Source organism: Amycolatopsis sp. FBCC-B4732 (assembly GCF_023008405.1).
GTDB lineage: Bacteria > Actinomycetota > Actinomycetes > Mycobacteriales > Pseudonocardiaceae > Amycolatopsis > Amycolatopsis pretoriensis_A.
The window spans coordinates 3782285-3795553 of the sequence record NZ_CP095376.1 but is presented as its reverse complement, the minus strand read 5'-3'; the positions used below and the strand labels follow the sequence as shown (position 1 = coordinate 3795553).

Genomic DNA, 13269 nt, shown 5'->3' with positions numbered 1-13269 from the left:
GGTGTCGGGACCGCGGTCGCGCTGAGTGAGGAGGGCCGGTGGCGTTCTTCCTTTCGCGGCTGTTCGCGCGCTGGGTGCTGCACCCCGGCCGGGGCTGGCTGCTGCCGGCCGCCGTGGTGCTCGTCGTGTTCGCGACCAGCTGGCCGCTGATGGCGCTGGCCGAGCCGGCGGGCAGCGAGCTGGTCCGGCCCGGCACCTACTGGTGGTACTTCGTCGTCACCGCGACCACGGTCGGGTACGGCGACTTCTCGCCCGAAACCGTCGCCGGGCACGTCGTCGGCGGCTACGTGATCGTGGGCGGGATCGCGACCCTGACGACGGTGTTCACCAAGCTCGCGTCGGTACTGGAACAGGCGAAGGGACGGCGGATGCAGGGGACGGAGGCGGTGCGCGCGAGCGGCCACACGGTGCTGATCGGGTACGCCGCCGGGCGGACCGAGCGGATCGTGGCCCAGCTGCTGGCCGACGGGGTGCCCGCGCTGGTGCTCTGCGCGGGGGAGGAGGTCGGCGTCCACCCGATGCCGGACCGGCCGGTGCAGTTCGTCCGCGGCGACCCGACCGCGGCCGACGTGCTGGCCAGGGCGGGCGTGGCCCGCGCCGCCGCGGTCCTGGTCGACGTGGCCGACGACAACGCGGCGCTCGCGGTCGCGGTCACGGTGGACCACGCCACGCCGTCGGCGCACGTCGTCGTGACGCTGCGGGACCTCGACCGCGCCGAGCTGGTCCGCTACGTCGACCCGCGGATCCGCTGCGTCCAGTGGCACACCCCGCGGATGGTGACCGAGGAGCTGACGTCCCCCGGCATCACCGAGGTCTACGCCGAGCTGATGACGGCCGGGGGCGCCGACACGTTCTCGGTCACGCTGCCGGAGTCCCTCGGCCGGCTCCCCGCCGAACACTGCCGCCTCGCGCTCGGGCGCACGTACGGGGCGACGGTGCTGGCCGTGCGCACCGGCACCGACCTGGCGGTCAACCCGGCCTGGGACGCGGAGCTGGCGCCGGGCTCGGTGCTCTACTACGTCGGCCCGCGACGCCTCACCGGTGCCGAGGTCGAGGCGGCCCTGCGCGGGGAGGTGGCCCCGCCGGGCGCGACGCTGCATACTGCAAGAATGTCGAGGAGGAAGCCGGGGGCGGCGCGATGAGCTCGCGCGAGGGGCGGTCGCGCCGGAAGTTCGGCCGGATCGACCCGTACTGCCTGATGGCCGTGCTGCCGGTGCTGCTGGTCGCCGGAATCCTCGGTTCCCTGGTCAACGTCCTGCTGGGACTGGGCTGCGCGGTCTTCGCGGGCCTGATCCTCCTGTTCGACTCGTGGGCCAACCGCCCGGGCCCGCCCCCGCCCGAACCCGCGCGCCGCCCGGTCCGCCAGGCCCAGGCGAGGCCGCCGGCCCGCGATCCCGGTCGCCCCCCTGTCCGGCAGCAGGCGCGGGGCCCGCGTCCGCCGGCGGGTCGCGCCCCGGCCCCGGCCCGCGCTCCGGTCCGGCGTGCGGGACCGCCGCCCGCGGCCCGCTGAGCTACGCGAGTTCCCGGGGGCACGACCGCTCGGCCGACGGTACCTCGCCCTCGTCGCGAAGCGCCGTCTCAGCCGGCGAGGATCTGCTCGCGCAGGATGTCGGCGTGCCCGCCGTGCTGGGCCAGCTCCCGCAGCACCTGCAGGTACACCCAGCGCACCGTGCGCGGTCCGGTGCGGTGACCGGTCACGACGGCGTCGAGTGACAGGTCCGCGACCGCCTTCCGGGCCGTGGCACAGGCTTCCCGGTGGGCCGCGGTGACCGAAGCGATGGTGTCGCCGTCGGCGAGCCGGAACGACTCGTCCGGACTCGCGACCAGGCCGAGCTCGCCGCGGGACTTGCCGCCGACGCACTCCTCGAACCACACGCGCTGCATCCACGTGACGTGCTTGAGCAGTCCGAGCAGCGTCGTCGCCGACGGAACGAGCCGGCGGCGGGCCTGGTCCTCGGTGAGGCCGTCGAGAGCGGCCTCCATGGCGCCGCGGTGTTCCTCCAGGAAGGCCTCGAGCTGGCCGCGTTCGCCGTCCAGTGGCACGTCGAACGAACCCATCGGGATCTCCTCTCAGCCGCCGACGTGGATGCCGGGCCGTCGGTCGGGATCTTTCTCGCTGCTGCGGATGATCTCCCGGACGACCGGCGCGGTGTCGCCGCGGCCGAGGAGCAGGTAGCGGAACAGGTGCCCCAGCGGGTTTCCTTCGGACCACTCGAAGTAGCAGCGGGGCCGGACGCCGGTGACGTCGCGCAGGGTCAGCAGGATCGCGGCGATCGCGTTCGGCGCCGCCGGGCTGGCGGTGCGGAGGATCCGGTAGCCGTCGACGTCGACGCCCCGCACCTGCAGCACGTTGCTGAACTCCGACGGGTCCACGACGTCGATCTCGAGGAACAGGATGTCGGCCGCCCCGGGCACGGGGTTCATGCCGCGCTGTTCGGCTTCCTTGGCGGAGTACTCGGCGTGGTCGCCGCCCTGGCGCTTGTTCGCGATGATGTTGAGGGCGCCGTCGTGGGCCAGCGAGTCGGCGATGAACCGGCGCGCCTCGTCGTCGAACTCGATGTGCTCGGCGCGCAGCTCGGTGGTCCGCGTGACCCGCGAAACCAGCGAGACGACGATGATCCCCAGGATGAACAGCGCCGAGATGGCGATCCCGTCCGGCTTCTCGATGACGTTCTCGACGAGCGCGTAGAGCAGCACGAGCGTCAGCACGACGAAGCCGGTGGCGGCACCGCGGTGGCGGCGCCGGATCGCGGAGATGCTGACCGCGACCGCGCCCGAGACCATCATCGCGAGGATGCCGGTCGCGTAGGCGCCGGCTTGGGCGTTGACGTCGGCGCCGAACGCGATGGTGATGAGGATGCTGATCGCGGTGTAGACGAGCACGACCGGCCGGACGGCGCGGCCCCACTCCGGCGCCATGCCGTAGGCGGGCAGGTACCGCGGTACGATGTTGATCAGCCCGGCCATCGCCGACGCGCCGGCGAACCACAGGATGAGGACGCTGCTGATGTCGTAGGCGGTCCCGAAGATCTCGCCCAGTTCGTGGTGCGCGAGGTAGGCCATCGCGCGGCCGTTGGCCTCGCCGCCGTCCTTGAACGCGTCGGCCGGGATCAGCACGGTGGTGACGAAGCTGGTCGCGATGAGGAACACGGACATGATCAGCGCGGCGACGGTGAGCAGCTTCCGCGTGTTGCGGATCCGCGACTCCAGCTTCTCCTCGGCGGACTTCCCGTCCGCGGCGACCAGCGGCATCATGCTGACGCCGGTCTCGAAGCCGGACAGCCCGAGCACGAGCAGCGGGAAGGCGAGCACGGCCGGGCCGACGATGCCGCCGAACCCGCCGCCACCCGCGGTCAGCGCGTCGGTCCAGTGGGACAGGGCCGCGGAATCGCCGAGCAGGTCGATGACCCCGGCGACGGTGACCACGGCGTTGAGCACCAGGAACACCGCGACGAGCGGGATGGCGACCCCGACGGCCTCGCTGAAGCCGAGCAGGAACACCCCGCCGAGGATCAGCAGCAGCACGACGGTGATGAGGACGGCGTGGCCGTGCAGGAAGCCCGGCAGGTACGGGTTTTCCAGCATGTGCACGGTGGCGTCGGCCGAGGACAGCGTGATCGTGATGATCCACGACGTCGCCACGAACCCGAGCAGCGTGAGCACGAAGAGCTTCCCGCGCCAGAACGGCAGCAGGTTCTCCAGCATCGCCACCGAACCCTGCCCGTGCGGGCTTTCCCGGGCGACCCGGCGGTACATCGGCAGCATCCCGAGCAGGGTGAGCGCGACGATGAGCAGCGTGGCCAGCGGCGAGAGCGCTCCGGCGGCGAGCGCGGCGATGCCGGGCAGGTAGGAGAGCGTGGAGAAGTAGTCCACGCCGGTCAGGCACATGACCTTCCACCAGGCCTGCGGGGTGCCCTGGTCCTCGGCGCCGGCGCGGCCGATCGGGGCGACCCGGTGCTCCAGCAGCCACCGGGCGGCGCCGGACGCCGGCGGCTTCGGCGGAACCGGGCTGTCGACCTTCGCCGGAATGGTCAAATCGGGTGAAACACCCATTTCTCGCCCTCTCGTCCCCTCGGCCGCTGACACCGGGGACAAGCATGCCCGACCGCTCGCCGTGGGGCGCACCGGCGTCCCGTCCACTGGGGACGGGAGCGGTGCCGGGGCGTCCCTTGTGGACGGTCAGAACTCGTCGGCCGCCGTCAGTTCGTGCTCGAAGGCGTCCGCGCGCGCGACGACGGCCTTGAGGGGCCGCTCGAACTCCTCCTGGATGCTGAGGTCCTCCAGTGGGACGGTGTGCTTGAGCAGGGCGACGCCGTCCACCACGGCCGCGCCGCCGACCGCCGAACCGCCGGCGAGCTCGAGGAGCTTCCGCAGGTCGACGGAGTCGGCCCAGCCGACCGGCGAGGAGATCTCGATCCACGAGCCGCCGTCGAGTTCGGCCAGGTGGTGGACCGTCGCCTGCTGGGTCCGGTCGCTCGGGCCGTGCAGCCGGAACCGCAGCCAGCCGTCCGACTCTTCCAGGACTTCGTACCGCGTCCGCACAAAGTTGATCACGTCGATCCAGGTGGTCACGCGTCGAGCATGCCACGTCCGCCGGGAGTCCGGCACCGAGGACACTCCGGACGTCGCGCGGTCCGGGCAGGTTTAGGCCGCGGGCCGGGGGTTATTCGTCGTGGTGTGGTGTGTCGGCTACCGTACAACCCCAGGTGTGCGCCCTCGGCGGCGGCGACCGCGGGAAGCGGGGGAGCGGTGGGGTGGCAATGACGGTTTCTGCGGTGCACCTGGCCGTCGGCAGCCACGAAGAGGTCACCGTCGTCACCGTCACGGGTGAGCTCGCCCCTGCGTCGTACCCGGCGCTGCGCGACGGCCTGCTCGAGATCGCGACGGAAGCGCCGGCGGGCCTGGTGGTCGACATCCGGGCGCTGGCGATCGTCGAAGCGTCCCTGGCCGGCGTGTTCTCGCTGATCGCCAGGCGGATCGGCGAATGGCCCGGCATCCCGTTCACGGTCGTGGCGGCCGACGCCGACCTGGCCGCCGCGGTGGCGGCGCCGGACCACCCGGTGCGGCAGCGCAGCGAACGCACCTTCGCCCGCGCCGCGGGCAGCTCGGCGCTGGTCCGCGACTTCGTCAGCGGTGAGCTGGCCGCGTGGGGCGTGCCCGAGCTCGCCGAAGACGCCCGGTTCATCGCCACCGAACTCGTCGAGAACGTGCTGCGGCACACCACCTCGGAACCGCGGCTGCGGCTCGACCTGCGCCGGGGCGTGTGCACGGTGGCCGTGGGCGACCAGGACACGCGCCCGGCGGTGCTGCTCGAACGGCTCTCCCCGTTCGAACCCGGCATGGGGCTGAAGCTCGTCGCGCAGCTGGCCCGCACGTGGGGCTGCAGCCGGTCCTGGTCGGGCGGGAAGGTCGTCTGGGCCGTGCTGAACGACCGTTCCCGCCTCGCCGGGTAGCGGCCGCTACTTGGTCAGCGCGGCGATCCGCGCCAGGACCTCGTCGCGGCCCAGCGCCTGGCTGATGGCGTGCAGGTCCGGGCTGCGCGTGGAGCCCGACAGCGCGATGCGGATGATCTGCGACGCTTCGCGGATCGAGCCCGGGAACCCTTCCGGGTTCTTCTTGAACTCCTTGGCGTTGCGGGCGAAACCGTGCTTGGCGGCGACCGCGCGGATCTGGTCGAACCACTCGCTGCCGTCGTCGAGCTGCCGGTAATCGGCCGAGAAGTCGCGCGCCACGGCCTGCACGACCGCGCTGTCGACGCCGAGCGCGGCGATGCGCTCGTCGTCCGCCCCGGTCACCGCCGCGTGCAGCTGCGGGAAGAAGAACCCGTAGACGGCGCGGAATTCGCTCCACTTCTTGAGGTCCTTGCGCGGGTTCTCGGCGCCGTCGCGCTCGACGGCGAGCGCCCGCAATGCGAGTTCCGGCTCGGCGTCGAGGACCGCCAGCAGCTCCTTGTCGAACCGCTCGGCCCAGGTGCGGACCGCCGCCAGGATCGCCGGGCCGGAGAGCGTCGCGATGTGGTCGGCGGCGATGTCGTCGAGCTTGACCAGGTCGACGAGCGGGCCGGCGACCCCGCACTCGGCGAGGTTGATCGGCTCGGTGAGCGCCTGCTCGAGCGGCAGCTCGGCGAGCCGGCCGTTGGCCAGGCCGCGCAGGTAGTAGAGGACGGCCTCGGTGGGGTAGCCGGCTTCGATGTAGAAGTCGACGGACGCCTCCGGGTCCTTCCGCTTGGACAGCTTGCGCTTGCTGCCGCCGTCCTGCTTCATCAGCGGCGCGATGTGCGCGTAGGTGATCGGCTCGAAGCCGAGCGCGGCGAACAGCTGCTGGTGCACCGGCACCGACGAGATCCACTCGTCGCCGCGGATCACCAGGTTGACCCGCATCAGGTGGTCGTCGACGGCGTGCGCGAAGTGGTAGGTCGGCAGCCGCGGGCTCTGGTCGGAGCTCTTGAGGATGACGACGTCGTTGCGGTTGGCCTCGGCTTCCAGCGGACCGCGGATGGCGTCGGTGAACCGGGCGCGGGCCCCGGCGGCAGTGGCGTCCTCAGGGACGCGGAACCGCACGACGTACGGGTCGCCCGCGTCGAGCTTGGCCTGGACGTCGGCCGGGTCGGCGTCGCGCCAGATGGCCCAGCTGCCGTAGTAGCCGGTGGGGAGCTTGGTGGCCTGCTGCCGCTGGGTGATGGCGGCGAGCTCGTCCTTGGTGGCGAAGTCGAGGTACGCCTTGCCCTGGCGGAGGAGGTCGCGCACGAAGGTCAGGTAGATCTCTTCGCGGGCGGACTGCTGGTAGGGCCCGTAGGCGCCGCCGCGGTCCAGATCCTCGTCGGCGGCGAGGTGGAAGTAGGCGAAGCCGCGCTCGAACTGCGCCAGTGCGCCTTCGACCTCGCGGGACTGGTCGGTGTCCTCGACCCGCACGAGGTAGCGGCCGCCGCTGCGGCGGGCGACGTCCTGGTCGATGGTGGCGGTGTAGATGCCGCCGATGTGCACGAACCCGGTCGGCGATGGGCCGAAGCGCGTGACCAGCGCGCCCTCGGGCAGCTGCCGGGCGGGGTAGCGCTCCTCCCAGTGCCCCGGTTCGGGCAGGTCGGCAGGGAAGAGGGCGTCGATGACCGCTCGGTCCAGCATGGGTTGTTCTCCCGCGTCGTGGTGCACTTGCCCGCCGTTCGGCGTCGGCGATGATGGTCGTTTTCGCCGACGCCGAGCCTAGCCGTCCGGCCCAGCCGCCCGGCCGGGCGGTCGTGAACAGCGGGAAAGGGCCCTTTCCTGTGCTAGTTTCCCGGGAATGCGCGGTCGGTTCCCCTTCGCCAGGACGCTCTCGGCAATCGCTGCCCTGCTGGTTTTCCCTTTGCTCGCCCCACCGCCCGCCGGTGCCGCGCCCGCGGGCCGCGAGTGCGCGACGCCGTCGATCGACCGGTACCAGCAGTGGCTGGCCAGCGGTGAGGGCGCCACCGTCCCGGCGACCGGGAGCCTGCTCGTCCGCGACCACCACCGCTACACGGCGAAGGTGTCGTTCGTCGGCGCCGAGTGGCACGTCGCCGTGCTGTGGCTGGCGAACGAGTTCGAAGCGCAGGCCGACCTTTCGCACTCGGCCGGGTTCTGGCTGACCTACCGGGCGAGCGACGACCTGTACGTCCAGCTGCGCCCGGCGTCGCACTGGAGCGGCGGCGACAAGTGGCTGACGCTGGTGCCCTCCACCCACGGGCGGCTGGTCACGAAGTTCTTCGGGTTCGCACCCGATCGGTGGACGTCGCTGCCCGAGCTGGGGACCCCGCCGTATTCGTTCGCCTCGGCGCTGCCGGAGGCGCGCGGGCTGGTGTTCGTCGGGAAGACGCCCAACGAGCTCGAGTTCCGCGGCCTGCGCGTCGACCACTACCGGCCGCCCTGCCACTGACCCGGCCGTGAACGTCGTCTTCGAAGCCGAGCTCTGGGAGTGGTCCGCCCGGCGCACCGAGACCTGGGTCTTCGTGACGCTGCCCGCCGACGCTTCGGAAGACATCCGCGAGCTCACCGCGGGCCCGCGGCGCGGGTTCGGTTCCGTGCGCGTCCGGGTGACCGTCGGCGGGACCGGGTGGCGGACGTCGATCTTCCCGGACAGCGCGCGCGGCGCCTACGTGCTGCCTGTCAAGCGGGCCGTCCGCGAAGCCGAGGGGCTCGACGTGGGGGACACCTGCGCGGTGTCCGTCGAGCTCGTCGACTTCTGAACGCCGGGATCCGCCGAAAGCGGATCGGGCGACGGGCGAATCTGTCATGATGCGGACAACGCCCCCGTAATGCGCAAGGGAGACACATGTCCGCCCAGATGGACGAGCTGATCGCCCAGTTCGAGAACTTCCGCAGCAAGGTGCGGCAGGCCGAGGCCCGGTTCGCCGGTGTCGGTGACATGCAGGAACGGGTCGCGCGGCTGGAGAGCACCGTGACCTCGCCGGACGGGACCGTCACCGTGACCGCCGGGGCGGGCGGGGCCATCACCGACCTGCGGCTCACCGCCGGGGCCACGCGCGTCGAGCCGGGGCAGCTCGCCGCCACGATCATGAACACCATCCGGCGCGCGGTCGCCGGGGCCGTGCAGCAGCAGGCCGGGATCGTCGACGACGCCTTCGGCGACTCGTTCGGCGTGGACGTCTCCGCGCAGGTTCGCGAAGCCCAGACCGAGGCGTTCGGAACCGCGGCGCCCGAGCCCGCGTCGGAACCGCAGCCGCGGCAGCCGTCGCGGCCCGTCCGGCGGCCCGCCGCCGACGAGGACGACGACTTCGGTCAGGGCCCCATCCTCCGCCGATCCTAGGGAAACCGCGATGCCAGACGGAATTCAGACGAACATCGGGGCGATCAACGCCTACGCCCGGCAATTGCCCTTCTACGAGGGTGAAGCGGACAAGTTCGGCGCCAAGATCGACGCCGCCGACGTCACGAACGAGGCCTGGGGACTGATCGGCCTGTTCGCGAAGCAGGGCTACACCGACCGCCTCACCGAGCTGCGGTCGCTGCTGACCGACCTCAAGGACGGCGTCGACGGCTTCACCACGAAGCTGACCAAGGCCGCGGAGATGTACCAGGGCATGGAAGACGCCGGCAAGATCGCCTTCGGGCGCTACGAGGCGGAAATCGACGCGGTCGGGGGCCAGGGCGAATGACGGAGCCGAAGAAGAGCATCGCCGACGCGCTGAACGTCGAGGCGTACGACGAGAGCATGGGCGCGAACCTCGACCGCGCGGCCGGTTACGTGCCGGTGGCCGGCACGGCCTACAAGGCGGGCAAGTCGATCGGCGCGCACGCCCAGCAGGCGTTCCAGGCCGACAACCCGAGCGAGCTGGCCTCCGCGGGCGGTGCGCTGGTCGGCGACGGGGCCGCGTTCGTCGGTGCCGCCGCGGGCGACATGGTCACCTTCGCGATGGACCCGATCGGCTGGCTCGTCAGCCACGGCCTGAACATGCTGCTCGAGCTCGTCCAGCCGCTGCAGGACGCGCTGCACCAGGTCACCGGCGACGGCCCGGCGATCGGGCACGCGTCAGAGAACTTCGTGACGATCGCGCAGGGCTTCGTCGCGCTGGCCGACGACTTCGAGAAGACCGGCGACACCGCGCTGGCCGAGTGGGTCGACGAAGCGGGCAACGCCGCGAAGGAAGCGCTCGGCGACTTCTCCTCGGGCATCCGCGGCATCGGCTCCGCCGCCGGCTCGGTGGCCGAAGTGCTGCAGATGTGGTCGATGGTCATGGTGGTCATCGAAGAGGTGATCAAGGGGATCATCACCGAGCTGGTGTCCTGGCTGATCACGCTGTGGCTGCCGGCGCTGGCCGCGTCGGTGATCAGCTTCGGCGGCACGGTCGCCGCCGCCATGACGGCGTCGATCGCCAAGGCCGCGACGGTGCTCAAGAAGGTCACCTCGTACCTGGGCAAGTTCGGCAAGCTGCTCGACACCTTCATCGAGTTCCTGGCGAAGTTCTCGACGAACGTCGTCAAGTTCACGACCAAGCTGCGCGTCGGCGTGATGCCGGGTGAGACCAAGTTCGGTTTCGGCGCGGTCGCCCAGGGCTTCCAGCCGAGCAACCGCGTGCTGACGACCATGTTCGGCACCTCGGTCGGCGCCGGCCCGCTCCTCGCGGGTGCGGGTGTGAAGGCCGGCATCGGGGCCGCGAAGGGTGCGTTCGCCGAAGGCAAGGACGCCGTGACGCCCGAAGGGGACGAACCGTGGTTCGACAAGAGCGAGATCGGCGGGGACCGGACTCCGGAGGAGACCCGGAAGGACCTCGACATCTGACCGACCGCGCGGCCGCGCTCAACGCCCGTGCCGAGCAGTGGGCCGACGACGCCCAGGTCCGCCCGGGCTTCCGCGAGCGCGTGGAGGCCCTGGTGCGCGACCGCTGGCACGAGCCGGTGATCGTGCTGCGCCTGGGCGACCCCGACGTGGGCTTCGAGGTACCCGGCCGCCGTCAGGACGGGACGGTCGAGGGCTCGGAGCCGGTGAGCCAGTTCTTCCGCGGCGTCCTGCGCGGTGTGGGTACCGCGGTGGTGTCGGTGTTCTCGCTGGCCAACGGCGGCGGGGCCGGCCGGGTGTTCCAGCGCGACGTGCGGGTGACCGGGCCGGCGAACGCGCAGGTTCTCGGCCTGGCCGACCGGCTGCGGTCGTTGCGGGGGCCGTGGCTGGCGTTTTCGCCGTCGTGCCTGGCGTTGGTGGATACGGGGTCGACGTACGTCGAGCCGGCGGACGCGCCGCCGCCGCGGATCGTGTGGGAGGCCCGGCAGCCGGAGCTGCCGGCGGTGAACTTCCGCCGGCACACGCTGACGTGGCCGGATGGGTCGGTCTTCCGGTTCCCGCTGCACGGGCGGACCGAGGAGCAGCACCTGCGGAAGTTCGTCGAACCGCCGGGTGTGGTGCATTGGGAGGGGCGGCCGCAGTAGCGACTGTCCCGCCCACCCCTACTCACTGGGGCGGACAGGGCGCGCCCCGAGGGGGAGGAGAGCGCGCCATGTCCGTTCTTGAAACGGTACGCGCCCCCTGACCCTCCGGCGGCGGAACCACTCGTACGCGCGAGTCGCGCACAGTGACCGACCGCACCGGCCGGCTTACTGCCCGCGAAAACTGCGTAGGCGATTTGCCCGATACCTATCTTTTGTCCTGTCCGACGAAAGTCGGTACCGCCCTTCGCGGCGCGCGCAGCACCCTCGAGCTCACCAGTTCCCCCACCGTGGCCGGCGTGGCCACCCCTCGCCGGCTTTCCCCGTGAAAGTGAGCTCCCGGCATGCGCAGAACCGCACGCTCCGCCACGACCCTCCTCGCCGCCGCGGCGGCCATCGGGTTCTTTTCGCCCGTCAGCGCCACCGCCACCACCATCGACGGGTACTCGCCGTCGGTGCAGCGGGACGCCGTCGCGTCCCTCGCCGCGGAAGCGGGGATCAGCGAGTCCGCCGCCGTCTCGCTCCTGCGCACGCAGGCCGCGAGCGTCGGCACGGTGCAGCAGGTCACCGCCGCGCTGGGGGCCCGCGCCGCCGGCGGGTACCTCGACGCCGCCGCGAAGCCGGTCGTCAACGTGCTCGACCGGGCCGCCGCCGACCAGGTCACCGCGGCCGGGGCGCAGGCCAAGCTGGTCAAGCACTCCAGCGCCGCTCTCACCAGCGCGCAGGACACGCTGCAGGCGCTGCCCGCCGTCGCGCACACCTCGATCGGGCTCGACCCGAAGACCAACCAGATCGTGCTGACCGTCGCCGACGCCGCCAAGGGCACCGACGCGCTGCTCAAGGCCGCCGGCTCGCTCGGTGACCGCGTCCGGGTGGAACGGGTCGCCGGCGAGATGCACACGGCCATCTACAACGGCGAAGCGATCACCGGCGGCGGCACGCGCTGCTCGGTGGGCTTCAACACCAACCGCGGCGGCCAGAACTACATCGTCGACGCCGGCCACTGCACCCGCGCGGTGTCGCAGTGGAACGTCGGGCCGTCGCAGGGGTCGAGCTTCCCGACCAACGACTACGGCCTGATCCGCAACACGAGCGGCAGCGCGCCCGGCGCGGTCACCCTGTGGAACGGCTCCACCCAGCGGATCAGCTCCGCCGGCACCGCGACCGTCGGCCAGCGGATCAGCAAGAGCGGCAGCACGACGAACCTGACGTCGGGCTCGGTCCAGCGGCTGAACGTGACCGTGAACTACGCCGAAGGCTCGGTCTACCAGCTGATCCAGACCAACGCGCTGGTCAACCCCGGCGACTCGGGCGGCTGCCTGTTCGCGGGCAGCGTCGGCCTGGGCATCACGTCCGGCAAGGGCAGCGGGACGTCGTACTTCCAGCCGGTCGGCGAGGCGCTGAGCGCGTACGGCGTCAGCCTCAACTGAGCGTCAGTCGCGGCGGCTCCGGCCGAACGCCATCCGGTAGATCACCAGGATGATCAGCGCGCCCAGGACCGCCAGGCCCCAGGTGCGCAGGTCGAAGAAGGTGCCGAGGTCGGTGTGGAACAGGGTCTTGCCGACCCAGCCGCCGACGAAGGCGCCGCCGATCCCGAGCAGGATCGTGATGATGCAGCCGCCGGGGTCCTTGCCCGGCATGAGGGCCTTCGCGATCAACCCCGCGATGAGCCCGAGCACGATCCAGCTGATGACGCCCACGGGTGCCTCCGTCCGCCTGTCTTCCTGACGGCACAGGATGGCAGGCGGCGGCCCCGTGGGCACGGTGAGCCACGCCCACGTGATCCGGATCTCAGCCGGGCAGCGGCCGGTAACCCGAGCACAGGACACGCAGCCAGCCGATCTCGCCGTCGCGGTGCACCCGCAGCCGGTAGGCCACGTGCCCGCGGCCGGCGACGATCTCCGCCGGATCGGACGCCGTCCAGTGGCGGCCCGGGGTCAGCGCCGCGAAGCCGACGCGAGCGGCCAGGACACCGCGCAGCGCGGCGGCCAGTGCGCTGGGCGAACCCTTCGCCCGGCGTGGTTTCAGTAGCTGAAGGTGGTGACGAGCTCATCGCCGATCCACTCCCACATCGGTACGGTGCCGCCCAGCGCGGCGTTGGCGACGAGGCCGTCGTCGCCGAGGTGGCGGGCGGTGAAGCAGATCGGGCAGACCAGGAAGCGGCCGCCCGCGGCTTCGTAGCGTTCGGCCAGGTCGGCCAGCGGCGGACAGCCTTCGCACGCGACGGCCTGCGCGAAGCCGTCCAGGGCGAGCCGGACCGCCTCCCTTTTCGGGGGCTTCGAGTCCGGTGGTGAGGCTGATGACGGCGCGGGTGGGCATGGCGCGCTCCTTCCGACGCCGTCAGCCTCGCTTGGGCCGGCCTGCCGCATGGGGCGGATGC

16 protein-coding genes are annotated in these 13269 nt (G+C 71.9%); 10 read left to right on the top strand and 6 right to left on the bottom strand.

Annotation, left to right across the window (positions count from 1 at the left end; all coding sequences use genetic code 11):
- Nucleotides 1–38 precede the first annotated feature (38 nt).
- Entirely contained in the window at nt 39–1142 is a 1104-nt protein-coding gene (locus tag MUY14_RS16270; RefSeq protein ID WP_247023854.1) for an ion channel, read from the top strand.
- Complete coding sequence (locus tag MUY14_RS16265) at nt 1139–1510, top strand: hypothetical protein (RefSeq protein ID WP_247023853.1); 372 nt, start codon at nt 1139–1141, stop codon at nt 1508–1510. Before MUY14_RS16270 ends, MUY14_RS16265 begins: the two co-directional genes overlap by 4 nt.
- Nucleotides 1511–1578: 68 nt before the next feature.
- On the opposite strand, the gene MUY14_RS16260 is transcribed toward MUY14_RS16265, so the two are convergent.
- The 3 genes from MUY14_RS16260 to MUY14_RS16250 all read right to left on the bottom strand — a co-directional run bounded on the left by MUY14_RS16260 (nt 1579) and on the right by MUY14_RS16250 (nt 4572).
- Nucleotides 1579–2058 (bottom strand): DinB family protein, encoded by a 480-nt coding sequence (locus tag MUY14_RS16260; RefSeq protein WP_247023852.1) that lies wholly within the window; start codon nt 2056–2058, stop codon nt 1579–1581.
- A gap of 12 nt (nt 2059–2070) precedes the next feature.
- The gene (locus MUY14_RS16255; protein ID WP_247023851.1) at nt 2071–4053 is read right to left on the bottom strand and encodes an amino acid transporter; all 1983 of its coding nucleotides are present in this window, start codon (nt 4051–4053) and stop codon (nt 2071–2073) included.
- A 126-nt stretch (nt 4054–4179) separates the two neighbouring features.
- Complete coding sequence (locus MUY14_RS16250; RefSeq protein ID WP_247023850.1) at nt 4180–4572, bottom strand: hypothetical protein; 393 nt, start codon at nt 4570–4572, stop codon at nt 4180–4182.
- A 188-nt stretch (nt 4573–4760) separates the two neighbouring features.
- Between MUY14_RS16250 and MUY14_RS16245 the strand changes: the two genes are divergently transcribed.
- Nucleotides 4761–5453 (top strand): ATP-binding protein, encoded by a 693-nt coding sequence (locus tag MUY14_RS16245; protein WP_247023849.1) that lies wholly within the window; start codon nt 4761–4763, stop codon nt 5451–5453.
- A 6-nt stretch (nt 5454–5459) separates the two neighbouring features.
- Here the strand turns inward: MUY14_RS16245 and MUY14_RS16240 are convergent, their stop codons facing one another.
- A complete protein-coding gene (locus MUY14_RS16240) occupies nt 5460–7121 on the bottom strand; it encodes a glutamate--tRNA ligase (protein ID WP_247023848.1) in 1662 nt (553 codons plus the stop codon).
- A 157-nt stretch (nt 7122–7278) separates the two neighbouring features.
- Between MUY14_RS16240 and MUY14_RS16235 the strand changes: the two genes are divergently transcribed.
- The 7 genes from MUY14_RS16235 (at nt 7279) to MUY14_RS16205 (ending at nt 12319) form a co-directional block, all read left to right on the top strand.
- Nucleotides 7279–7887 carry a hypothetical protein gene (locus MUY14_RS16235; protein WP_247023847.1) on the top strand — a complete coding sequence of 203 codons (609 nt, stop codon included), beginning with the start codon at nt 7279–7281 and terminating at the stop codon, nt 7885–7887.
- Between the two features lie 7 nt (nt 7888–7894).
- The gene (locus MUY14_RS16230; RefSeq protein WP_247023846.1) at nt 7895–8197 is read left to right on the top strand and encodes a DUF1905 domain-containing protein; all 303 of its coding nucleotides are present in this window, start codon (nt 7895–7897) and stop codon (nt 8195–8197) included.
- An 86-nt stretch (nt 8198–8283) separates the two neighbouring features.
- A complete protein-coding gene (locus tag MUY14_RS16225) occupies nt 8284–8778 on the top strand; it encodes a YbaB/EbfC family nucleoid-associated protein (RefSeq protein ID WP_247023845.1) in 495 nt (164 codons plus the stop codon).
- 10 nt (nt 8779–8788) lie between these two features.
- Nucleotides 8789–9127 (top strand): hypothetical protein, encoded by a 339-nt coding sequence (locus MUY14_RS16220; RefSeq protein WP_247023844.1) that lies wholly within the window; start codon nt 8789–8791, stop codon nt 9125–9127.
- Nucleotides 9124–10251: a hypothetical protein gene (locus tag MUY14_RS16215; protein WP_247023843.1), complete on the top strand. Its 1128-nt coding sequence runs from the start codon at nt 9124–9126 to the stop codon at nt 10249–10251. The genes MUY14_RS16220 and MUY14_RS16215 overlap by 4 nt, the downstream gene beginning before the upstream one ends.
- Nucleotides 10182–10892, top strand: a complete 711-nt coding sequence (locus MUY14_RS16210; RefSeq protein WP_315863274.1) for a hypothetical protein — start codon at nt 10182–10184, stop codon at nt 10890–10892. Before MUY14_RS16215 ends, MUY14_RS16210 begins: the two co-directional genes overlap by 70 nt.
- 341 nt (nt 10893–11233) lie before the next feature.
- Nucleotides 11234–12319 carry a S1 family peptidase gene (locus tag MUY14_RS16205; protein ID WP_247023842.1) on the top strand — a complete coding sequence of 362 codons (1086 nt, stop codon included), beginning with the start codon at nt 11234–11236 and terminating at the stop codon, nt 12317–12319.
- A 3-nt stretch (nt 12320–12322) separates the two neighbouring features.
- Here the strand turns inward: MUY14_RS16205 and MUY14_RS16200 are convergent, their stop codons facing one another.
- A complete protein-coding gene (locus MUY14_RS16200) occupies nt 12323–12589 on the bottom strand; it encodes a GlsB/YeaQ/YmgE family stress response membrane protein (RefSeq protein WP_247023841.1) in 267 nt (88 codons plus the stop codon).
- Nucleotides 12590–12913: 324 nt separating this feature from the next.
- Entirely contained in the window at nt 12914–13258 is a 345-nt protein-coding gene (locus MUY14_RS16195; RefSeq protein ID WP_247023840.1) for a hypothetical protein, read from the bottom strand.
- Nucleotides 13259–13269: the final 11 nt, after the last annotated feature.